This window comes from Micromonospora sp. NBC_00858 (assembly GCF_045207365.1).
GTDB lineage: Bacteria > Actinomycetota > Actinomycetes > Mycobacteriales > Micromonosporaceae > Micromonospora.
The window spans coordinates 1,820,753-1,841,345 of record NZ_CP108828.1; the positions used below are offsets into that span (position 1 = coordinate 1,820,753).

At 74.4% G+C, this 20,593-nt stretch carries 20 protein-coding genes and 2 pseudogenes; 14 read left to right on the plus strand and 8 right to left on the minus strand.

The features are described from left to right. Positions 1-11: 11 nt before the first annotated feature. Complete coding sequence (locus OG990_RS08595) at positions 12-878, minus strand: aldo/keto reductase family oxidoreductase (protein ID WP_386982471.1); 867 nt, start codon at positions 876-878, stop codon at positions 12-14. Positions 879-1,019: 141 nt separating this feature from the next. Between OG990_RS08595 and OG990_RS08600 the strand changes: the two genes are divergently transcribed. Then, positions 1,020-1,463 carry a helix-turn-helix domain-containing protein gene (locus tag OG990_RS08600; protein ID WP_328416024.1) on the plus strand — a complete coding sequence of 148 codons (444 nt, stop codon included), beginning with the start codon at positions 1,020-1,022 and terminating at the stop codon, positions 1,461-1,463. Positions 1,464-1,489: 26 nt separating this feature from the next. Here OG990_RS08600 and OG990_RS08605 read toward each other — a convergent pair. Together OG990_RS08605 and OG990_RS08610 are read right to left on the minus strand one after the other, a co-directional pair. Beyond that, positions 1,490-3,115: pseudogene (locus OG990_RS08605) on the minus strand (sulfatase-like hydrolase/transferase); the annotation flags it as partial. Between the two features lie 116 nt (positions 3,116-3,231). Continuing rightward, positions 3,232-4,155, minus strand: coding sequence for a CDP-alcohol phosphatidyltransferase family protein (locus OG990_RS08610; protein ID WP_406079710.1), 924 nt, complete (start codon positions 4,153-4,155; stop codon positions 3,232-3,234). A gap of 93 nt (positions 4,156-4,248) precedes the next feature. On the opposite strand from OG990_RS08610, the gene OG990_RS08615 reads away from it, so the two are divergent. From OG990_RS08615 to OG990_RS08645, 7 genes and pseudogenes are all read left to right on the plus strand, one after another. Beyond that, a complete protein-coding gene (locus OG990_RS08615; protein ID WP_355607225.1) occupies positions 4,249-5,229 on the plus strand; it encodes a dehydrogenase in 981 nt (326 codons plus the stop codon). Between the two features lie 2 nt (positions 5,230-5,231). After that, entirely contained in the window at positions 5,232-5,630 is a 399-nt protein-coding gene (locus tag OG990_RS08620) for a 6-carboxytetrahydropterin synthase (RefSeq protein WP_328416026.1), read from the plus strand. Next, complete coding sequence (locus tag OG990_RS08625) at positions 5,630-6,712, plus strand: glycosyltransferase family 4 protein (protein WP_406081697.1); 1,083 nt, start codon at positions 5,630-5,632, stop codon at positions 6,710-6,712. The genes OG990_RS08620 and OG990_RS08625 overlap by 1 nt, the downstream gene beginning before the upstream one ends. Continuing rightward, a complete protein-coding gene (locus OG990_RS08630) occupies positions 6,709-7,533 on the plus strand; it encodes a class I SAM-dependent methyltransferase (RefSeq protein WP_406079712.1) in 825 nt (274 codons plus the stop codon). Before OG990_RS08625 ends, OG990_RS08630 begins: the two co-directional genes overlap by 4 nt. 34 nt (positions 7,534-7,567) lie before the next feature. Then, the gene (locus OG990_RS08635; RefSeq protein ID WP_406079713.1) at positions 7,568-8,536 is read left to right on the plus strand and encodes a lysylphosphatidylglycerol synthase transmembrane domain-containing protein; all 969 of its coding nucleotides are present in this window, start codon (positions 7,568-7,570) and stop codon (positions 8,534-8,536) included. A gap of 58 nt (positions 8,537-8,594) precedes the next feature. Then, positions 8,595-9,212, plus strand: a pseudogene (ribA, locus tag OG990_RS08640) (GTP cyclohydrolase II); the annotation flags it as partial. Positions 9,213-9,352: 140 nt separating this feature from the next. Further along, the gene (locus tag OG990_RS08645) at positions 9,353-10,060 is read left to right on the plus strand and encodes a RibD family protein (RefSeq protein WP_406079714.1); all 708 of its coding nucleotides are present in this window, start codon (positions 9,353-9,355) and stop codon (positions 10,058-10,060) included. Here OG990_RS08645 and OG990_RS08650 read toward each other — a convergent pair. Then, on the minus strand, positions 10,027-10,521 hold the full coding sequence (locus OG990_RS08650) for a hypothetical protein (protein ID WP_406079715.1): 495 nt from the start codon (positions 10,519-10,521) through the stop codon (positions 10,027-10,029). The two genes, OG990_RS08645 and OG990_RS08650, sit on opposite strands and share 34 nt — an antisense overlap. Then, positions 10,514-11,878 carry a molybdopterin-dependent oxidoreductase gene (locus OG990_RS08655; protein ID WP_406079716.1) on the minus strand — a complete coding sequence of 455 codons (1,365 nt, stop codon included), beginning with the start codon at positions 11,876-11,878 and terminating at the stop codon, positions 10,514-10,516. Before OG990_RS08655 ends, OG990_RS08650 begins: the two co-directional genes overlap by 8 nt. Positions 11,879-12,121: 243 nt before the next feature. Between OG990_RS08655 and OG990_RS08660 the strand changes: the two genes are divergently transcribed. Then, a complete protein-coding gene (locus tag OG990_RS08660) occupies positions 12,122-13,186 on the plus strand; it encodes an NAD-dependent epimerase/dehydratase family protein (protein WP_406079717.1) in 1,065 nt (354 codons plus the stop codon). A gap of 161 nt (positions 13,187-13,347) precedes the next feature. Here OG990_RS08660 and OG990_RS08665 read toward each other — a convergent pair whose 3' ends face one another. After that, positions 13,348-14,883 (minus strand): hypothetical protein, encoded by a 1,536-nt coding sequence (locus OG990_RS08665; RefSeq protein WP_406079719.1) that lies wholly within the window; start codon positions 14,881-14,883, stop codon positions 13,348-13,350. A 145-nt stretch (positions 14,884-15,028) separates the two neighbouring features. Between OG990_RS08665 and OG990_RS08670 the strand changes: the two genes are divergently transcribed. The 3 genes from OG990_RS08670 to OG990_RS08680 are packed head-to-tail and all read left to right on the plus strand — an operon-like array spanning position 15,029 to position 17,132. Further along, complete coding sequence (locus OG990_RS08670) at positions 15,029-15,703, plus strand: glycosyltransferase family 2 protein (RefSeq protein ID WP_328416039.1); 675 nt, start codon at positions 15,029-15,031, stop codon at positions 15,701-15,703. Continuing rightward, on the plus strand, positions 15,700-16,380 hold the full coding sequence (locus OG990_RS08675; protein ID WP_406079720.1) for a DUF2064 domain-containing protein: 681 nt from the start codon (positions 15,700-15,702) through the stop codon (positions 16,378-16,380). The genes OG990_RS08670 and OG990_RS08675 overlap by 4 nt, the downstream gene beginning before the upstream one ends. After that, a complete protein-coding gene (locus OG990_RS08680; RefSeq protein WP_406079721.1) occupies positions 16,377-17,132 on the plus strand; it encodes a class I SAM-dependent methyltransferase in 756 nt (251 codons plus the stop codon). The genes OG990_RS08675 and OG990_RS08680 overlap by 4 nt, the downstream gene beginning before the upstream one ends. Positions 17,133-17,159: 27 nt before the next feature. Here OG990_RS08680 and OG990_RS08685 read toward each other — a convergent pair whose 3' ends face one another. Continuing rightward, positions 17,160-18,173: a sensor histidine kinase gene (locus tag OG990_RS08685; protein ID WP_406079722.1), complete on the minus strand. Its 1,014-nt coding sequence runs from the start codon at positions 18,171-18,173 to the stop codon at positions 17,160-17,162. Next, positions 18,166-18,858, minus strand: coding sequence for a response regulator transcription factor (locus OG990_RS08690; protein ID WP_406079724.1), 693 nt, complete (start codon positions 18,856-18,858; stop codon positions 18,166-18,168). Before OG990_RS08690 ends, OG990_RS08685 begins: the two co-directional genes overlap by 8 nt. Positions 18,859-19,022: 164 nt before the next feature. Here OG990_RS08690 and OG990_RS08695 point away from each other — a divergent pair, with 164 nt between their 5' ends. Both OG990_RS08695 and OG990_RS08700 read left to right on the plus strand, forming a co-directional pair. Continuing rightward, on the plus strand, positions 19,023-19,547 hold the full coding sequence (locus OG990_RS08695; protein ID WP_406079726.1) for a DinB family protein: 525 nt from the start codon (positions 19,023-19,025) through the stop codon (positions 19,545-19,547). A 455-nt stretch (positions 19,548-20,002) separates the two neighbouring features. Further along, positions 20,003-20,545 carry a GNAT family N-acetyltransferase gene (locus OG990_RS08700; protein WP_406079727.1) on the plus strand — a complete coding sequence of 181 codons (543 nt, stop codon included), beginning with the start codon at positions 20,003-20,005 and terminating at the stop codon, positions 20,543-20,545. Positions 20,546-20,593 lie beyond the last annotated feature (48 nt).

Consider the following 20,593-nt stretch of genomic DNA (forward strand, 5'->3'; position numbering starts at 1 on the left):
CGGATGTTCCGTTAGCGGCCGATCTTGTCCAGCTCGGCGAGGTCGTCGTCGGAGAGGGAGAGTCCCGCGCCCGCGATGTTCTCGCGCAGGTGTGTCGTGGACGAGGTGCCCGGGATCAGCAGGATGTTCGGCGAGCGCCGCAGCAGCCAGGCCAGGGCGACAGACATCGGTGTTGCCTCCAGCCGGGCGGCCACGGTCGAGAGCGCCGAGGACTGCAGCGGGCTGAAGCCGCCGAGTGGGAAGAACGGCACGTAGGCGATGCCCTGGTCGGCGAGTGCGTCGATCAGCTCGTCGTCCTGGCGGTGCGCGAGGTTGTACATGTTCTGCACGCACACGATCGGCGCGATCGTCTGCGCCTCGGCGACCTGTTCCGGCGTCGCGTTGCTCACTCCGAGGTGCCGGATCAGGCCCTGCCGCTGGAGTTCGACGAGCGTCTCGAACGCTTCGGCGACCGAACCGGGCTGAGGTCCCTCGGCATTGCCGAGTCGGAGGTTGACCAGGTCGAGCACGTCGAGACCGAGGTTCTCCAGATTCTCGAGCACAGACCGGCGCAGGCTCTCCGGGTCACGGGCCGCGGGCCAGCCGCCCTGCTGGTCGCGGTTCGCGCCGACCTTGGTCACGATGTGCAGCGAGTCGGGGTACGGGTGCAGCGCCTCCCGGATCAGCTGGTTGGTGACATGCGGCCCGTAGGCGTCGGCGGTGTCGATGTGGGTGATGCCGAGCTCGACGGCCTCGCGGAGGACGGCGAGTGCGCCGTCGTGGTCGGCCGGCGGTCCCATGACCCAGGGGCCGGCGAGCTGCATGGCGCCGTAGCCGAACCGGGTGACGGTCAGGTCTCCCAGCGTCCAGGTGCCGCCGGGAAGGGAAGTGGAGGCCATGCTCATACCTCTGGCTTTCGCGTCGCGCTGAGCGGTGCTGGTGCATCGCGGATACCTGTTCCACTATCAGGGGGTAACTTCCTGACGGGAAGTAGGCACCTAGAGGTTCGTAACGCACCCAGCAGTGGGAGGAATGGTTCGATGGCGACGACGACAGCGGCCCAGCAGAGGGCACAGGCCAAGGTGGAATATGACGCTTTCGTGGCGCAGTGTCCCAGCCGCAAGCTGCTCGACCGAATCGCGGACAAGTGGGTCACGTTGGTTCTGGCCGCGCTACGCAGCGACGGCTCGCAGCAGTTCGGCGCCGACTGCGCCGGCGAACCCCGCTCGATGCGGTACTCGGAGCTGTCGCGCATGCTGGCCGGCGTCAGCCAGAAGATGCTGACTCAGACGCTGCGCTCCCTTGAACGCGACGGTCTGGTCACCCGCACTGTGGTGCCGACCGTGCCCGTCACGGTCACCTACGAGCTGACCGACCTCGGCCTCTCCCTGCACCAGGTGATGCGCGGCTTGAAGGGCTGGGCCGAAACGCACATGGACGACGTGCTCGCCAACCGCGCGACATACGACAACCAGGTCGCCTGAGCCCAGCAAACACGACGTTTGCGTGGTCAGCGGGGGGCGGCGATCGGCGGCGTCGACGGCCCGAACGTGGTCAGGAACCGGTCCCGGAAAGCGTCCATCGGCCACACCGGAGCCTGCGGGCCGGGTCGCAGGCCGTCCTGCCAGCCCCAGCCCGCCACCCGGTCCAGCACTGCCGGGTCACGGGCGACGATGGTGATCGGGACGTCCCGGCTGGCGCCCTCGCCGGTGACCACCGGGGCGGGCTGGTGGTCGCCGAGGAAGACCAGCACCAGATCGTCGTCCCCGTAGGTCTGCACGTAGGAGATCAACGTCTCCAGCGAGTACCCGATGGACTGCCGGTACCCGGCACGGATCCGGCCGGTGTCCCCATCGGTGTCGCCGCTGTCGTCACCGGCGGCGGCGCCGTGGTAGATCGAGCCGTCGCCCACCTCGTCCCAGCCGATCATCCGGGGCACTGCCGTCCACGGGGAGTGGCTGGAGATCAGCGGGATCTCCGCCATGATCGGTCGGTCGGCGCTGGCGCGGACCTGCCGCTGGAAGAACGACATCGTGTACTGGTCGGGCATCGGGGCGTAGCTGAACTTCGGCCCCCGGTAGCCGAGCGCTTCGGCGTCGTAGTAGCGGTCGTACGCGAAGAAGCTTTTCTCCGGCCACGGCTGGGTGGCCGCCGGCAGCACTCCGACGGTCTGCCAGCCGGCTCGCTGGAATGCGCCGTTGAGCGTGAGCCGATCGCTGGCCAGCAGGCTGCGGTGCCGCTGCTCGTTGTCCGTCCACAGGCCCGACAGCAGCGTGTCGTGCGCCAACCAGCTGCCGCCGCCAAAGGTGGGGGAGGTGAGGAAGCCGCTGCGGGCCTGGTACCCGGCCGCGCGCAGCCGCTCGGTCCCGGCGTCCAGCACAGCGTTGACCTGCGGCGCCAGCTCCGGGTCCTCGACCGCGTCGCGGCCGTAGCTCTCCACGAAGGCGAGGAGGACGTCCTTGCCGCGCAGCCCGGTCAGCAACTGGTCGCCCGGGACGTCGCGGAACGGGTCGGCGGCGATCTGGGCGGTGAAGGCCCCCCGGTCGCGCAGCCGCTCGTCCACCTGCCCGGCGTGCGCGCCGACCAGCGCGGTGCTCCCCGCGTCGGCCACCGGCACGCCCGGGACGACCCGCACCCCGACGACGGCGCAGACCACCCAGGCGACGGTCAGCGCGGCCACCGCCCGGGTCGCCACCCGCTCGTGGCGGGCCAGCAGCGACGCGATCCGGCGCAGCGCCAGCGTCAGCACCAGCAGCAGCGCGCCGACCAGCAGCACGATGCCCACCGCCGCGCCGACCGCGCCGGCCCGGCCGGCCGAGTCCCGGACGAAGCCGAACGCGTCGTCCAGCAGCAGCCAGTCCAGCACCAGGTCGAACGGCCGGTCGAGGGCCGTGCGGAAGCCCAGGTCGGCGAGCTTCACGATGGCCAGCAGGCCGAGCAGCGGCCCGACCACGACCACCACCACCCGCCGGGGCCGCGCCGGCAGCGCCAGCAGCAGCGCGGCGACGAGCAGCCCCTCCAGCGGGATGCGCAGGAAGGCGCCGGGCGTGAGCAGACCCAGCCGGTCCGGGCCGACGAGCACGGCGAACACCAGCAGCACCGCCAGCAGGCTGCCCGCCGCGCCCGCCGTCCGCCGCGCACGGCCGCCTCTCGCGGCCAACACCCCGGGGGTACGCGCCGACGCCTCATCCGCCGTCCGGCGGCGCGGGCGGAACCGGTCAGCCAGCCGGCTCAGCCGGGCGGGAAGGGTCATCACAGCCTCCAGTCGGAGTGGACCGTACCGCCCGAGCCGCCCGCCATCGCGGAAGCGTGCACCGGCAGCAGGGGCGGTACGGCGACCGGGGATGGCACCGCGACCGGCAGCATTGGCGGCAGGACCACGAGGGCGGGCACGGCCCGCGGCGCGCGCACCGGCGGCGCGGTCGGCGCCGGTGCGGCAACCGCCGCCAGTGCGGCAGCCGGTGCCTGCGGGGCCACCGAGCGGGGCGCCGGCCGGCGCCGCCACAGCCAGGCGACGTCCCGGCCGAACGACTCGACCAGCAGCGCCAGCGCCACCACCAGCACCAGCGTGGTCCACGGCTCCGGCAGCACCCCTGCCGCGGCCACCGCCAGCAGCACCCCCTGCGCGGCGGCCACCACCTTGCGCCAGTAGCGCGGCGGCAGCGACCCGCTCAGCCAGGGCAGCACGGCGCTCGCCGCGACGAACGCGTACCGCATCGCGCCGATGGCCAGCACCCAGGCACCGGCGGTCGGCGCGACGTACACGCTGAGCACCAGGATGAGGAACGCGTCGACCTCCATGTCGAAGCGTGCGCCGAGCGCGCTGACCGTGCCGGTGCGCCGCGCCACCAGGCCGTCCACCGCGTCCAGCAGCAGCGCCACCGCGCTCACCGCGACCAGCAACCCCACCGGCGCGGGCCGGCCGAACGAGTCCACCACCAGCGCGGTGACCGCGCCGACCAGGACACCCCGGGTCAGCGTCACCCGGTCGGCCGGGCCCAGCCGCGACGCGCCGGCCCGGTGCAGGCCCCGGCTCAACGCGAGGCAGGTCACCACCGCGTAGCCGGTCCCGACCAGCCAACCCGCGCCGCTCAGACCCACCGTGGCGGCCAGCGCAGCCAGCACGACCAGTTGCGCGCCCAGCCCGATCATCGGACCGCTTCGAACTGTGGGCACCGTACCTCCGTGTTTATGATCGACGACCCCAACAGGGAACACGGAAAACGTGGCCGTTCGGTTCGGCCGGGAGCAAAGGTGAGGTGCGCGACGGTGATCCGCGAGGCGTACGCCTGCTGGGTGCGCGAGCCCGGCGCGGCGGAGATCCGGCCGGTGTCGCTGCCCGCCCCGGGCCCCGACGAGGTGCTGGTCCGGGCGCGCTACTCCGGGGTCAGCCGGGGCACCGAGACGCTGGTCTTCGCCGGTCGAGTGCCCGCCGACCAGTACGCCGCGATGCGCGCACCGTTCCAGGAGGGTGACTTCCCGGGCCCGGTGAAGTACGGCTACCTCAGCGTCGGCGTGGTCGAGCAGGGCCCGCCGGAACTGCTCGGGCGCACGGTCTTCTGCCTGCACCCGCACCAGAGCGCGTACGTCGTGCCGGCCACCGCCGTGGTGCCGGTGCCGGACGGGGTGCCGCCCGCGCGGGCGGTGCTCGCGGGCACGGTGGAGACCGCAGTGAACGCGCTGTGGGACGCCGCGCCGCTGGTCGGCGACCGGGTCACCGTGGTCGGTGCGGGCATGGTGGGCTGCTGCGTCGCCGCGCTGCTCGCCCGGTTCCCCGGCGTGCACGTCGAACTGGTCGACACCGACGCCCGCCGGGCCGGCGTGGCCGGCGCGCTCGGCGTCGAGTTCGCCAGCCCGGCCGACGCCTCCGGTGACCGGGACCTGGTCGTGCACGCCAGCGCCACCGCCGCCGGGCTGCAACGCTCGCTGGACCTGCTCGCACCGGAGGGCACCGTCGTCGAGCTGAGCTGGTACGGCGACCGCCCGGTGCAGGTGTCGCTGGGTGGTGCGTTCCACTCCGGCCGGCTGACCGTGCGCAGCAGCCAGGTCGGCATGGTCGCGCCCGCTCGACGGGGACGGCGCAGCTACACCGACCGGCTGGCGCTCGCCCTGGACCTGCTCGACGACCCCGCCTTCGACGCGCTGATCACCGGCGCGTCCCGGTTCGCGGAGCTGCCCGACGTGCTCGCCCGACTGAGCACGGGCGACCTGCCCGCGCTCTGCCACCTCATCACCTACGACGGGGAGTGACCATGTTCAGCGTGACCGTTCGGGATCACATGATGATCGCCCACAGCTTCCGGGGCGACGTGTTCGGCCCCGCCCAGCGTCTGCACGGGGCGACGTTCGTGGTGGACGCGACGTTCCGCCGGCCCGACCTGGACGCCGACGGCATCGTGGTCGACATCGGCCTGGCCACCGAGCAGTTGCGGGCCGTGCTCGGCGAGCTGACCTACCGCAACCTCGACGACGAGGCCGCGTTCGCCGGGGTGAACACCACCACCGAGGTGTTGGCCCGCACCGTCGCCGACCGGCTGGCCGAGCGGGTGCACGCCGGCGACCTGGGCGCCGGTGCGCGCGAGCTGGCCGGCATCACCGTCACCCTGCACGAGTCGCACGTCGCCTGGGCCAGCTACGAGCGGTCGCTGTGATCGGTGCCGGCCGACCGGCACCGGTCGACCGACCGGACGCGCCCGGCCGCGCGGTGCACGTCGTCCTGCCCGGCGACATCGACGACCCGGCCACGCCCAGCGGCGGCAACGTCTACGACCGGCGGATCTGCGCCGGGCTCGGCGAGCACGGCTGGTCGGTGCACGAGCACCCGGTGCCCGGCGCGTGGCCGCACCCCGACCCGGCCGCCCGGGCGGAGCTGGCCCGGCTGCTCGCCGCCGCGCCGGACGACGCCGTGGTGCTGCTCGACGGCCTGATCGCCTCGACCGTGCCGGACCTGCTCGCCCCGCATGCCCGCCGGCTGCGCCTGGTCGTCCTGGTGCACATGCCGCTGGACGACGAGGCCGAGGCCCGTGCGCTGGCCAGCGCACGGGCCGTCGTCACCACCAGCGAGTGGACCCGCCGCCGCCTGCTGGCCCGCCATCCGCTGCCCGCCGACCGGGTCCGGGCCGCGCCGCCAGGGGTGACGCCGACGTCGCCGGTGCCCCCCGGCTCGGCCACCGGCGACCGGCTGCTCTGCGTGGCCGCGGTCACCCGCCACAAGGGCCACGACGTGCTGGTCGACGCCCTGTCCGTCCTGGCCGCGGTGCCCTGGACGCTGGTCTGCGTCGGCACGCTGACCCGGGAGCCCGAGCTGGTGCACCGGCTGCGCGACCGGCTCGCCGGCGCGGGCCTCACCGACCGGGTCCGGCTGGCCGGCCCGCTGACCGGTGCGGCGCTCGACGACGCGTACGCCGGCGCTGACCTGCTTGTGCTGCCGTCGCGGGGCGAGACGTACGGCATGGTCGTCACCGAGGCGCTGGCGCGCGGCCTGCCGGTGCTGGGCACAGAGGTGGGCGGCCTACCGGAGGCGCTCGGGCGGACCCCCGATGGTGACCTGCCGGGGCTGCTGGTCCCACCGCACGATCCGGCCGCGCTGGCCGGCGCGCTGAGCTGGTGGTTGGGCGACGACGAGTTGCGCGCCCGGCTGCGGCGTGCCGCGCTCGCCCGACGCGACACCCTGACCGACTGGCCGGTGACCACCGCGCGCCTAGCCGCGGTGCTGGAGGAGGTGGCGGAATGACCGTCGAGGAGACCCTGCCGTTCGCCGACTGGCTGCGGCTGCGCGAGCCCCCCGACGCGGCGGCCCGTGCCGAGGACCTGGTGGACGCCCTCCGCCCCCGGCTGACCAGCGACGCCCCGACCCTGATCCACGACCTGGGCAGCGGCACCGGCTCGATGAGCCGCTGGCTGGCGGCCCGCCTGCCAGGGCCGCAGCACTGGGTGCTGCACGACCGGGACGCCGACCTGCTGTCCCGTACCGCCGAAGGCATGGCCGGGGTCACCGCCGCCGATGGAGCACCCGTCACGGTCAGCACCCGGCACGGCGACCTCACCCGGCTGACCGCCACCGACCTGACCGACAGCGCGCTGGTCACCGCGTCCGCGCTGCTGGACATGCTGACCGCCGAGGAGGTCGAGCGGGTGGTGGCCGCCTGCGTCGACGCCGGCTGCCCCACCCTGTTCGCGCTCTCGGTGACCGGGCAGGTCCGGCTCACCCCGGCGGACCCGCTGGACCCGGTGATCGAGGCCGCGTTCAACGACCACCAGCGGCGTACCGTCGACGGCCGGCGGCTGCTCGGTCCGGATGCCGTCGCCGCCACCGCCGCCGCGTTCGCCCGCCGAGGCGTCAACGTCTGGGAGCGGCCCAGCCCGTGGCGGCTCGGCCCGGAGCAGGCCGACCTGGCCGCCGAGTGGTTCCGGGGCTGGCTGGGCGCGGCCTGCGAGCAGCGACCCGAGTTGGCCGGCCCTGCCCAGGCGTACGCCGAACGCCGGCTGGCCGACGCGGCGGCCGGCCGGCTCGGAGTGCTCGTCGAGCACCGGGACCTACTCGCCCAGGGATGAACCACTGACGCCCCGGGTACGTGCACTAGAGCAAATGGACGATCTTCAGGGAGGACCGGCGCCGATGTTCTGGGCCTGGGCACGAGTGGTCGGCGGGGTGGGTCTGCTCGCCGTCCTGCTGTGGCAGGTGGGCAGCGGCCCGTTCCTGGCCGGCGTGCGGCTGATCGACGCGCCAGCGCTGGCCGCGGCACTGCTCATCGGCGTACTCACCACGGTCTGCGCGGCCTGGCGGTGGAGCCTGGTCGCCGGTGGCCTGGGCGTACGGCTCCCGCTGGCCACCGCGGTGGCGCACTGCTACCGGGCGGTGTTCCTCAACGCCACCCTGCCCGGCGGGGTGCTCGGCGACGTACACCGGGCGGTCCGGCACGGCCGGGATGCCGGCGACGTGAGCCGGGGCATCCGCGCGGTGGTCTGGGAACGTGCCGCCGGTCAGGTGGTCCTGGTGGTTGTCGCGCTGGTGGTGCTGGCCGCCTTCCCGTCCCCGGTGCGGCCGTACCTGCCGGCCGCCGCCGCGCTGCTGGCCGTCGTCGGACTGGCCGCCGTGCTGCTGGCACGGGTCCTGCCGCACGCCGGCCGGTCGCGGTGGGCGCGCGGGCTGCGCACCGCCGTGGCGGACGTCCGGGCCGGGCTGCTGGCCCGACGGACCTGGTTCGGCGTGCTGCTCGCCTCCGCCGTGATGGTCGCCGGTCACCTGGCCACCTTCCTGGTGGCGGCGCGCACCGCAGGCTCGGACGCCCCGCTGTCCCGGCTGCTGCCGTTGACCCTGCTCGCCCTGCTCGCCATGGGGCTGCCGCTGAACATCGCCGGCTTCGGCCCGCGCGAGGGGGTGGCCGCGTGGGCGTTCGGCGCGGCCGGGCTCAGCGCGGCCGAGGGAGTCGCCACCGCCACCGTCTACGGTGCACTTGTGCTGGTGGCCAGCCTGCCCGGGGCCGCGGTGCTGCTCGCCCGGCGGGCTCGGGTTCCGGCCGCCGGTCGGGAAGGTCCCTCCGGCGGCGGCTGTTGAGCCGGTTGTGAGACGGTACGCGTCGCCGCGCGACGGTGACGCTGGACAAAGGAGTCCCATGCGCGAAGCACTGCCGGTCGCCACGGTCCGTACGCAGGTCACGGTGCCGCTGGCGTTTCCCGATGGCTACGCCACGACCGCCCGGGTGTTCTCGTTCAAGGGCCTGGTGGACGGCCGGGAACACCTCGCTTTCGGCCTCGGCGACTGGGCCGGCGCGCTGGACCGGCTCGCCACCGACGGTGAGCCGCCACTGGTCCGGCCGCACAGCGAGTGCCTGACCGGCGACGTGTTCGGCAGTCAACGCTGCGACTGCGGGCCGCAGTTGCGCGAGGCGGCACAGCGGATCGCCGAGGCCGGTGGTTTCCTGCTCTACCTGCGGCAGGAGGGCCGCGGCATCGGCCTGTACGCCAAGCTCGACGCGTACGCCCTGCAGGACGCGGGGCTGGACACCTACCAGGCGAACCTCGCGCTCGGTCGGGGCGAGGACGAGCGGGACTACAGCGTGGCCGCGCAGATGCTGGCGACGCTGGGCGTGCCGCGGATCCGGCTGCTCAGCAACAACCCCGACAAGGCCGAGCAGTTGACCCGGCTGGGCGTGGCGGTCGCCGAGCGGGTGCCCACCAGCGTCTTCCTGTCCCCGGCCAACGCCGGCTACCTGGCGGCGAAGGCGGCCAAGGCGGCGGAGACCGAGGCAGCCGAGACCACGGCGGCAGCCGAAACGGGGGCGGCAGCGGAGGCCGGGGCGGCTGAGGCGCTGGTGGCGGAGGGTGCGCCGCCGGCGCCGACGGGCCGTACCCCCGACCGGCCCGTCTCCCGGTGAGCTGCTGGCCGGCGACGGCGCGGCCGTACGTGCTGCTGAGCTGCGCCACCTCGATCGACGGGTACATCGACGACACCTCCGACCAGCGGCTGCTGCTGTCCAACGAGGACGACCTGGACCGGGTCGACGCGGTCCGGGCCAGCTGCGACGCGATCCTGGTCGGCGCCGGCACCGTCCGCCGCGACGATCCCCGGCTGCTGGTCCGCTCGGCCCACCGTCGGGCCGAGCGGGTGGCATGCGGCCGACCCGCCTCACCCACCAAGGTCACCCTGACCGCCCGAGGCGACCTCGACCCGACCGCCAGGTTCTTCACCGCCGGCGACCCGGCCCGGCTCGTCTACTGCGCCACCGGCGTGCTGGAGAAGACCCAGGAGCGGCTCGGCCGGCTGGCCACCGTGGTGGACGCTGGTGAGCCGGTCGACCCCGGATGGCTGCTGACCGACCTGGCTGCCCGGGGCGTGCGGCGGCTGATGGTGGAGGGCGGCGGGACGGTGCACGCGCAGTTCCTCACCGCCGGCCTCGCCGACGAACTGCACCTGGTGGTCGCCCCGTTCTTCGTCGGTGACGACCGGGCGCCCCGGTTTGTCGGCGAGGGCAGTTTCCCCTGGCACGCCGGGCGCCGGGCGCGGCTGGCCGAGGCACGGCAGATCGGCGACGTGGTGCTGCTCCGCTACGCCCTCTCCGACCGCTTCGGCGAAACCTGACGTCGGCCGGCGAGGGCGCGGATGGCGTACGTCAGGGCGCTGAGCAGGAACAGGGCGGCGCTGAGCAGCAGCCAGCGGGCCAGGTAGGGCCGCTGGTCCTGCCCGGTGGCCGCGAGGTGGGTGGACTCGCCGAGCCGCAGGATGCCGGGGGCGAAAACCAGGAACAGCAGGGCGCTCGCGAGCACCGGTGCCCGGACATGGTTGAGCAGCGCCACCCGGCGGTCCGTCCCGGGGCGGACGACGGCCCGCAGCAACCGGTCGGCGGTCGCGTACACCGGAAAGAGCACCAGGTCATGGGCGATGACCGCGCCGAGGAACCAGAGCAGCATCCGGCCGGCCGTCGCCTCCCCGGCCAGCCGCAGCGCCACCCAGCCGGCGAGCACGATGGCGGCCGTCACCACGATCAGATGCCGGGGGCCGGCACCGTAGCCGGTGCGCAGCCGGGCGGCCAGCTCAGTCATCGGCCCGGCTCCGGAAGTCGATCTCGGCGACCCACTTGGTGCAGTGCACCCCAGGCAGGGCCGGGACGATGACCCGGGCCGGGTAGCCGTGGTCGGGGGAGAGGTCGACGCCGTTGACCCGCAGGGCGAGCAGCGAATCCGGATCGAGAACCTGATTGGGCGCGAGGACCGCCTGACGGAACAGTCCTGCCTTCTCCAGTGACGACACCCGCGCGGCGGACGGGTCGGCGTCCCCGACCAGGGCGGCCAGGTCGCGCAGCCGTACGCCGGTCCAGGTCTGCCGGGTCGACCAGCCCTCCACGCAGGCGATCGGCAGCACGGCGGTGTGCTGCGCCATGGCCAGCAGCCCGGGGCGGTCCAGGGTCACCGTCCGGCCGCCGCCGCGCAGGGTCAGTCGCCAGCCGGTGCCGGTCTGTTCGGGGCGTACGCCGGCGGCGGCGACGGTGCGGTTGACCGGAAAGCCGTTCGGTCCGGGGCCGGGCTGTCGGCCCCGGGGGAGCAGCAGCGCGGTGCGGCGCAGCGGGCCGTCCAGGCTCTGCCCGACGGTCAGCGCGGCCAGCAGCAGCGCCCCGCCGCCGACCAGGCCGACCGCGCCGCGCCGACTGACCGTGGCCGCACCGGGCGCTGCGGCGACCAGACCGTCCGGGTCGGGTGGCTCGGGCCGGGTCGCGGTGCGCGGGGTCCGCAGCTCGGCGCCCAGGGGCCGGGACCGCAGCGCGGCCACCAGCCGGGGGAACTTGAGCACCACGTGCGCCACGAACGCGCCCGTGAAGATCCAGCCGCCGAAGTAGTGGGCGGTGTAGAAGTCGAAGCCGAACAGGTACGAGTACTGGATGTTGAGCAGGCCGGTGGCGATCTGGAACAGGATCCCGCCGACCAGCAGCAGCAGGGTGAGCCGTTCCAGCACCTGGGCCAGCGAACGGGCCGGCGGCCAGTCGAACAGCTTCGGAAGCACCGACCAGAGCTTGCCCAGCACCACCGGGATGAGCACGATCCCGAGCGTCACGTGCAGACCCTGGGTGACCCGGAACAGCCAGGACGGCCGGGTCGGCCAGTCGAAGTCGGGCAGCCGCAGCCAGCCCACGTTGCTCGGCAACGCCTGGTCGAAGCGGGGGCCGTAGGCGACGTAGTCGAGCAGCCCCGTGATGATCACCAAGGGCAGCGCTACCAGCAGCACCGACCCGTAGACAGCGGTGAGCCACGGACCGCGCAGCGGACTGCGCCAACTCCGTTCGACCGCGTCCACCCCGGGTGGCCGGTGCCGGTCCAACGACCGCCAGAACCGGCGCGGCGCGCCGTAGCCACCCGCGGCCGGCGCGGGGGTCCGGCCGCTCGGGCCGGATCTGCTGTTGGGCACCGTTGCTCCTTCCTCGCCGAGCCGACACCGACGCCGGCGCGGGCCGTCGGCCGGCGCGTGCCGGACCGCCGGGGGCGGTGGCGGGTGCGCTGCGGGCAGGCTAGACCGCGCCGGTACGGTTCGGGCCGGTTTGCTGTATTACCGAACACTTACCGGTCGCCCGCGCCGCCGAGCTGTTGCGAACTCCTTACGGGTCACCCGAACCGGCCCGCCGGGTACCTCGTCCGTCCTACCGTGACCGGAATGCGGGTACTGGTCACCGGCGCGGCCGGGTTCATCGGGTCGCAGGTCGTCGACCTGCTGGTCGAGCAGGGGCACGAGGTGGTGGCGTTGGACGCGCTGCTGCCCCAGGCGCACGGCGGCGAGCTGCCCGCCTGGTCCCGCCGCCACGAGGTGGTACGCGGCGACGTCCGCGACGGCCCGCTGCTGGACCGACTGCTGTCCGGGGTGGACGCGGTCTGCCACCAGGCGGCGATGGTCGGGCACGGCCTCGACCCGTCGGACGCCCCCGACTACGTTACGCACAACGACTACGGCACGGCGGTGCTGCTCGCGGCGCTGCACCGGGCGGGGATCGGCCGGTTGGTGCTGGCCAGCTCGATGGTGGTCTACGGCGAGGGGCGCTACACCTGTCCCGGCCACGGCACGGTGCGTCCCACGCCCCGGCGGGCCGAGGACGTCGCGGCCGGCCGGTACGACCCGACCTGCCCGCGCTGCGGCCTCGGCCTCGACCCGGTGCTGGTGCCCGAGGACGCACCGCTGGAGCCGCGCAGCACGTACGCGGCGAGCAAGCTCGCCCAGGAGCACCTGGCCGCAGCGTGGGCCCGGCAGACCGGCGGCGTGGTCTGGGCGCTGCGCTACCACAACGTCTACGGTCCCCGGATGCCCCGCGACACCCCGTACGCCGGAGTGGCGTCGATCTTCCGGTCCGCGCTGGCAGCCGGCGAGGCTCCCCGGGTGCTGGAGGACGGCCGGCAGCAGCGCGACTTCGTGCACGTCACCGACGTGGCGAAGGCGAACCTGCTGGCCCTGACCAGTACCGCGCCGCCGGCCACGCTGGTGCCGGTGAACATCTGCTCGGGTGAGCCGCACACCGTGGGGGAGTTGGCGGTCACCCTGGCCGAGGCGATGGGCGGACCTGCCCCGCAGGTGGTCGGTGGCGCCCGGGCGGCCGATGTGCGGCACGTGGTGGCCGACCCGCGCCGGGCCGCCGAACTGCTCGGCTACACCGCCCGGGTCGGCTTCGCCGAGGGGGTTGCCGGCTTCGCCACCGACCCGCTGCGCGAACCGGCCGCCATCGCCGGCTGACCGCGCATCCCCCGCGCACGGCCAGCTTCGCCGAGGCGGTGTGGGCATTAGGCGTGATGACTCTGAGGCATATTGATGCCTCAGAGTCATCACGCTTCAGCGAGGTAGAGCCCCCACGCCAGGGCGCGCGCGTCCCGTCCGGGGTGCCGCCGCGCCCGTGGTCAGGACACCGTCCAGAGCAGGTGGTTGACGGCCAGGGCGGTGGCCGCCTGCCCGGCCAGCCACCAGCGCCGTGAGCCGGCCGGCAGACGGGCGGTGGCCACCAGCAGCCAGACGACGAACGGCAGCCAGATCCGCTCCACCTCGGCCTTGCTCAGCCCGGACAGGTCCGCGCCGAGCACCGCTACCGCGGCGGCCAGCGGCAGGAGCACGGTCGGCCCGACCTCGCGTACCGCCGCTGCCGCCGGCGTGGTCACGCGGCCGGCGGCCCGCCACCCGCTCGCCGCCGCGCCCGGACCGAAGCGCGGGCCGCCCGGTGCCGGCCCGGCCGGCGGCGTGGGGGCGCGGGCCGACAGCGCCCCGCGCTGCGCAGCTCGCCCGGCGAGGCGGCCACGAGCCGGTCGCCCGCGCCGCCACCACTCCGATCGGACGGCCAGCAGCACCCGCCGCAGCGCCGGCCCGAGCACCGGCCCGGCGCTGAGCAGCAGGGCGGCCAGGTTGGCCCACACCCAGTAGCCGTACGGGCGGTCGGCGGCCCAGCCCTGGTAATACCGCTCGACCACCAACCGGTACCCGTCCCACCAGTAGAAATTCGCCGCCATGAAGACCGCCGTCACGGCCACCACCCCGGCGCAGGCGGCGAGCAGCGCACCCATCCGGTGCGTCCGCCGCAGCGCCAGCACGGCCAGGGCGAGCACCCCGACCAGCAGAAACCCGTACGACAGGTGCAGTGCGAAGCCGAGCACCGCGCCGCCGGCCGCTGCGGCGGCCCGGCCACGCACCGCCAGCAGGGCCAGGCCGGCCGCGACCACGGCGGCGAAGATGCCGTCGGCGGAGGCGCCCACCCAGACCGCGCCCGGCATCAGCACCAGGAACGGGAGCACCGCGCGGGCCGCGTCGGCCGCGCCGAGCGCCCGCAGCGTCACCGGCACCGACACCGCCACCGTGGCCCCGACCAGCACGCAGGCCAGCGCGGCGGCGGTACCCCCGCCCAGGCCGACCCGGTCCAGCCAGACGAAGATCAGCAGTGCGCCCGGGGGATGCCCGGCGGTGTGGGTGGACCAGGCGTCCGGCTGGAAGTCCAGGATGCGGCCGGTGAAGCCGGCCAACATCGCCGGGATGTCGGTGACCCGGGGAACCTCGTGCAGGTACTCGGCCTGTGGGGTGAGCCGCCCGGCCAGCCCCGCCGACCAGCCGTCCACCAGGGCCAACGACAGTGTCCAGGCCACCGCCGCCAACCACGCGGCGACCAGCAGGACACCCCACCGGGCGGTGCGGGCCCACCGTGCGCCCCAGCCCACCACCGCGACCGCGACCAGCAGCGCGGCCGGGCTGCCCCAGCCCACATGCGGCCGCCAGGTCGCGTACAGCGGGGCGGCGTCGGCGTACAGCCCGGCGCCGCGCGCGTTGAGCAGCGCCCCCACCAGCACTGCCACCGCGAGCAGCGCCGCCTCCACGCCCAGCACCAGCAGGTCCCCCCGAGAGCGGCGGGTCGTGGCCCGTCCGGGGGCGGTGGCGGGAGCGGCGGTCGAGGTCATGACCACCGGACGGTACGGCGACAGCCCGCCCTCCCGGGGCGGAACCGCCGGCCCGTCACCGGACGGTAAGAATTGCCCTGGTGGTAAGGGTTCGGTAAGCACATTCCGGCCTCCGCCGGCCGGGTGCCGTCCTAGCGTCGGCGGTATGCCGACTCAGATCGACGTGGTGCTGCCCTGCCTGGACGAGGCGGCCGCCCTGCCCGGCGTGCTCACCGCCCTGCCACCCGGCTACCGGGCCATCGTGGTGGACAACGGCTCCCGGGACGGCTCGCCCGAGGTAGCCGCTCGGCACGGCGCCCGGGTGGTCCACGAGCCCCGCCGTGGGTACGGCGCGGCGGTGCACGCCGGCCTGGAAGCCGCCGACGGTGAGCTGATCTGCGTCCTCGACGCCGACGGCTCCTTCGACCCGGCCGAGCTGCCGGCCCTGGTCGCCCCGGTGGCGGCCGGCACGGCGGATCTCAGCGTGGGCCGGCGTCGACCGGTCGGGGCCGGGGTCTGGCCGTGGCACGCCCGGGCCGGTACGGCTCTGGTCGCCGCGCTGCTGCGGCGTCGGGGCGTACCCCTGCGGGACCTCAGCCCGATCCGGGTGGCCCGCCGCGACGAGCTGTTGGCCCTCGGCGTCGCCGACCGGGCCTTCGGCTACCCCCTCGAACTGCTGATCCGGGCCGCCGCCGCCGGCTGGCGGATCCACGAGCTGGACGTGACGTACGCGCCGCGAGCCGCCGGCACCCGATCCAAGGTGTCCGGCTCGGTCCGGGGCACCCTGCGCGCCACCCGCGACTTCGCCGGCGTGCTGCGCACCGTGGACGGCCCCCGGTGACCGTTCTGTTGGTCGTCGCCAAGGCGCCGGTGCCCGGGGCGGTGAAGACCAGGCTCTGCCCGCCGGCCACCGCGCAACAGGCGGCCCAGATCGCCGCCGCCGCGCTGCGCGACACCCTCGACGCCGTTCGGGACACGCCGGGGGTGATCCCGGTGCTGGCCTCTACGGGCAGGCTGACGGACGCGGAGGACGCCGCCGAGCTGACCGCCGCACTGGCCGGCTGGCCGGTGCTGGAGCAGCGGGGCGCCGGGCTCGGCGACCGGCTCAGCAACGCGTACGCCGAGGTGGCGGCGGCCTACCCGGGTCGGCCCGTGCTCCAGATCGGGATGGACACCCCGCAGCTGACCCCGGTCCGGCTGGCCGCCGCGGTACGCCGGCTGCGGGCCGCCGACGCGGTTCTCGGCCGGGCACGCGACGGCGGCTGGTGGTCGCTGGGGTTGCGCGACCCCCGGCACGCGGACGTGTTGCGCGGGGTGCCGATGTCGACGCCCGACACCGGCCACGACACCTGGGCGGCGCTGACCGGGCGAGGGCTGCGGACCGTGCCGCTGCCGGTCCTGCGTGACGTCGACGAGTGGGCCGACGCGCTGGCGGTGGCGGCAGAGGTGCCGGACGGCCGGTTCGCCCGGGAGGTCGCCGCGGTCCAGCTCGCGTTGGTGCCGGGGGACCGTCGATGAACCCGGTCGACACGGCAGTTGACGTCCCGCCCGAGGCGGCACCGTCCCGCCTCGCCGGGTGCGACGGCTCGCCGGGCTGTGACGCCGGGCCCGACGGCTTCGCCGCCGCGTTGGGCGACCGAGCGGCGGGCGGTCGGTGGTTGGTGCACGGCGACGGGGTGCGCAGCCGGCTTCCGGTGCGACGCTGGCACGGCCCGGCCGAGCCGGCCGTGACCGCGGTAGTGGCTCGGTGCGTCGGGCCGACGCTGGATCTCGGCTGTGGGCCGGGCCGGCTCACCGTGGCGCTGGCCCGGGCCGGGCTGGCGGCCGTCGGCGTGGACGTCTCGGCGCACGCGGTGCGGTTGACCCGAGCCCGGGGCGCCGTCGCCCTGCACCGCAACCTGTTCGACCCGCTACCTAGCGAGGGCCGGTGGGCACACGCGGTGCTGATCGATGGCAACATCGGCATCGGTGGAGATCCGGTCGCGCTGCTGCACCGGTGCCGGACGCTGCTCGGGCCCGGCGGCACCGTGCTGGTGGAGCTGGAGCCCCCCGGCGCTGGGTTCTGGCAGGGACACGCCCGGGTGGCCGCCACCTATCCGGCCGGCCGGCTCCGGCTCGGCCCACCGTTCCGCTGGGCCCGGCTCGACGCGCACGTCGTCCACCAGGTCGCCGGGGCCGCCGGGCTGGCCGTGCGGGAGCTTTTCCCCCGGGGCCGGCGCTGGTTCGGTGAGCTGACCGCCGTCCACCCGCGCGTCTCCGACCGCACCTGACCGTACGGGCCGGCCGCTCGACGCAGGTCACGCCGCCGGTAGGCGGACCACGAAGCGGCAGCCGCCGACGACGTTCTGCACGTCCACCCGACCGCCGTGCGCCTCGACCAACCCTCGGACGATCGCCAACCCCAGCCCGCCCGAGCCCTCCCCGCCCGAGCGGGGAGTGCGGGCTGGCTCACCCCGGAACGCCACGTCGAACAGTCGGGGCAGGTCGTCCTCCGGGATGCCGCCGCAGGTGTCGGCGACCGCCAGCCAGGCGGCGTCGCGTTCGCACCCGGCGGCCACCCGGACGGTGCCGTCGCTGGGGGTGTAGTGCACCGCATTAAGCAGCAGGTTGCCCACCACCCGGGCCAACTCGGGCTCGCTCGCCAGTACGGTGGGCCAGCCCGACTCGGCGGCCACCAGTCTGATCCGGCGGGCCTCGGCCAGCGGTGCGGCGCTGGCCAGCGCATCGGAGACCACCTCGCCGAGCGGCACCGCCGACAGCGTCAGCCGCAGCGCCCCGGCGTTGATCCTGGACAGCTCGAACAGGTCGTCCACCAGGCGAGTCATCCGATCGGTCTGCGCGCGGATCCGCCGGTGGTACTCGGCAACCGTCGCCGGGTCGTCGACCACCCGGTCCTCCAACGCCTCCGCCATCGCCCGCAGCCCGGCCAGCGGCGTCCGCAGGTCGTGCGACACCCAGGCGACGAGGTCCCGGCGACCCTTCTCGACCCGACGCTCCCGCTCCCGGGCCTGGTCCGCCCAGACCGCGGCCACGGCCAACCGACGCCCGAAATGCCAGCCGACGGCGAGGCTCACCACCGCCGCAGCGGCAACGGTGAGCAGCACGACCTGGAGGTCGTGCGGGGACAGGAACATCGCCTGGGCGACCACCACCACTCCGGCCACCACGGCGGCCACGGTGACGGTGAGCAGGACGCACACGTGCACGGTGATCGACCGGTCGCGCAGCAGCCGCAGGGTCAGCGCGCCGACCAGGCCGACCCCGAGTGCTGCGGCGAGCGCTGCGCCGAAGATCAGCGCCAGGTCACGCATCGGTCGGCTCGTACCGGTAGCCGACGCCCCAGACCGTGACGATCCGCCGGGGCTCGGCCGGGTCGTCCTCGATCTTCTCCCGCAACCGCCGCACGTGGACGGTCACGGTGGACTGGTCGCCGAAGTTCCAGCCCCACACCCGCTCCAGCAGCTCCGTGCGGCGGAACGCCCGTGCCGGGTGCCGCATCAGGTGTGCCAGCAGGTCGAACTCGCGCAGCGTCAGAGCCAGCTCGCGGCCGTGCAGGCGGGCGACCCGAGGCCCCGTGGCCACCTCCAGGCCCGCGTCGACCAGCGGCTCGGCCGCCGGCCCGGCCGGCTCCCCGGCCCGGCGCAGCACCGAACTGACGCGCAGCACCAACTCGCGTGGGGAGAACGGTTTGCCCAGGTAGTCGTCGGCGCCCAGTTGCAGGCCGAGCACCCGGTCCGCCTCGTCGCCGCGCGCGGTCAGCATGATGATCGGTACGCCGTCCGGCCGCTCCCGCAGCCGCCGGCACACCTGCAACCCGTCCAGCCCGGGCAGCATCAGATCGAGCACCACCAGGTGTGGCGCCCGGTCCTGCACGGCGTCCAGGGCGGCCAGCCCGTCCCCGACGTGGCTGACGTCGTAGCCGGCGTGCTCCAGGTAGCGGCAGACCACGTCGCTGACGGTCCGGTCGTCGTCGACCACGAGCACCCGCTGCGCCACCGGCCACCTCCCCGGCCAGCCTAGCCAGCACCGCTGCGGTCGACGATTCCGCAGATCTTGCGATCCCCTTACGTCCGGCCGACCTTCCCGTCCGGAGCGGGCCCCAGCGGCAAGCTGCTGATTATCCTGTCGACGGGGGTGCTGAGCCGCGACAGGATCGCCAGATGCCCGTACCTCCCCTGACCCTCCTGCGCTGGCAGTTCGACCTGACGTGGTCGCTGTTCGAATACCACTTGGAGCGACTCGAACCCGCGGACTTCCTCTGGGAGCCGGCCACGCTCTGCTGGTCCGTACGGCGTAGTTCTGACGGCAGCTGGACTCCCGACTGGGCCGACACCGAACCCGACCCGATCCCGGTACCGACGATCGGCTGGCTGACGTGGCACATCGGCTGGTGGTGGACCGTAGCCATGGATCACCTTCAGGGGCAACCACCACGGCAGCGTACGGACGTTGAGTGGCCAGGCGCGGGAGAGCCGACTGTCGCCTGGCTGCGGGACCTGCGCACCGAGTGGCTGGGTCTCCTCGACCGCCTCACCGACGCCGACCTCGAAGGCACTGCGCCGTTCCCCTGGCAGGACGACCCCGATCACACGGTCACGCACATGATCGGCTGGGTCAACTCCGAGCTGATGAAGAACGTCGCGGAGATCGGTCAGCTTCGGCTACTGCGTGTGCAGCCCGCTTGACCGTCTGAGCGCCATCGCTGGGCAGTCACCCTGGCCGAGACCTGTGGGCCGTCTTTACGGTGCCGACGGTCGGGCTGCCCCGGGAGATTGCCGTGCGACAGGCGCGATGGCGTCCAAGTGGTACACGTCGTGGGCGATCAGCTCGGCCAGAGCCGATGCCCGGGGCCAACACCGGGCACGAGTTCCGCAGCGCGGGCATCGACCGTAACGCTGCTGGTGCTCGGCGAGGGTTTGCCACCATCCGGCGACCTGCCTCGGGGTGGGCACGCTCACCGGGCGCCGTCCAGGTTCGCGCGGATCGCCGTGCGGACCTGCTGGACGACCTGCCGGTGGACCAGCACAACGCGCTGCTGCGGTCCGTCGCCCTGCAGGTGGCGGACGTGGTGCCCACAGCGGAACGGCGCCGTCCCGTCTACGCGGAGCTCGTGGAGCGGGTCACCGCCTAGCATCCGGGGATGCCCGTCACCTACACCGTCCGCGCCGGGACCGCAGCCGCACCCCTGTTCTCTCCGCTGGTCGAGCTGTACGCGCTCGTCTACGCCGAACCTCCGTACGAAGAGGGGCCGGAGCAGGTGAGCCGGTTCGCGGATGGTCTGCCTGCTGAAGCGACCCGGCCCGGGTTCACCCTCGTTGCGGCAGAGGACGACGGCAGGCTCATCGGGGCGGCGTACGGGTGGACGATGCCCGCCGGTAGGTGGTGGTTGCGCAGCGACCAGGATCCGCCTGCCGACGTGCTGGTCGCGGACAAGCTCGCGGTGATGGAGTGGATCCTCACCCCTGACCGCCGCGGCGATGGTGTCGGTTCCGGGCTGATGGTCCGGCTGCTCGGCGGGCGACCCGAGCGGTACGCCACCCTGGCATCCGATCCGCGAGCTGCCGCGCGCCGCATCTACGAGCGGGCCGGATGGCGGCAGGTCGCCCGGTCGCCGCTGCCGGATGGGACCCCCATGGATCTACTGCTACTCGACCTGCCGGCGGTGCCAGTTCAGGACGACTGACGGCCGTGCCGCCCTGCCGCACAGGGCTGATCGACGAGACCTGATTGA

Coding starts and splice junctions, on each gene's coding strand:
- OG990_RS08620 (WP_328416026.1), top strand. CDS start 5,232: ATGTTCAGCGTGACCGTTCGGGATCACATGATGATCGCCCACAGCTTC.
- OG990_RS08695 (WP_406079726.1), top strand. CDS start 19,023: ATGCCCGTACCTCCCCTGACCCTCCTGCGCTGGCAGTTCGACCTGACG.
- OG990_RS08670 (WP_328416039.1), top strand. CDS start 15,029: ATGCCGACTCAGATCGACGTGGTGCTGCCCTGCCTGGACGAGGCGGCC.
- OG990_RS08660 (WP_406079717.1), top strand. CDS start 12,122: ATGCGGGTACTGGTCACCGGCGCGGCCGGGTTCATCGGGTCGCAGGTC.
- OG990_RS08650 (WP_406079715.1), bottom strand. CDS start 10,521: ATGACTGAGCTGGCCGCCCGGCTGCGCACCGGCTACGGTGCCGGCCCC.
- OG990_RS08685 (WP_406079722.1), bottom strand. CDS start 18,173: ATGCGTGACCTGGCGCTGATCTTCGGCGCAGCGCTCGCCGCAGCACTC.
- OG990_RS08595 (WP_386982471.1), bottom strand. CDS start 878: ATGGCCTCCACTTCCCTTCCCGGCGGCACCTGGACGCTGGGAGACCTG.
- OG990_RS08630 (WP_406079712.1), top strand. CDS start 6,709: ATGACCGTCGAGGAGACCCTGCCGTTCGCCGACTGGCTGCGGCTGCGC.
- OG990_RS08700 (WP_406079727.1), top strand. CDS start 20,003: ATGCCCGTCACCTACACCGTCCGCGCCGGGACCGCAGCCGCACCCCTG.
- OG990_RS08680 (WP_406079721.1), top strand. CDS start 16,377: ATGAACCCGGTCGACACGGCAGTTGACGTCCCGCCCGAGGCGGCACCG.
- OG990_RS08665 (WP_406079719.1), bottom strand. CDS start 14,883: ATGACCTCGACCGCCGCTCCCGCCACCGCCCCCGGACGGGCCACGACC.
- OG990_RS08600 (WP_328416024.1), top strand. CDS start 1,020: ATGGCGACGACGACAGCGGCCCAGCAGAGGGCACAGGCCAAGGTGGAA.
- OG990_RS08635 (WP_406079713.1), top strand. CDS start 7,568: ATGGACGATCTTCAGGGAGGACCGGCGCCGATGTTCTGGGCCTGGGCA.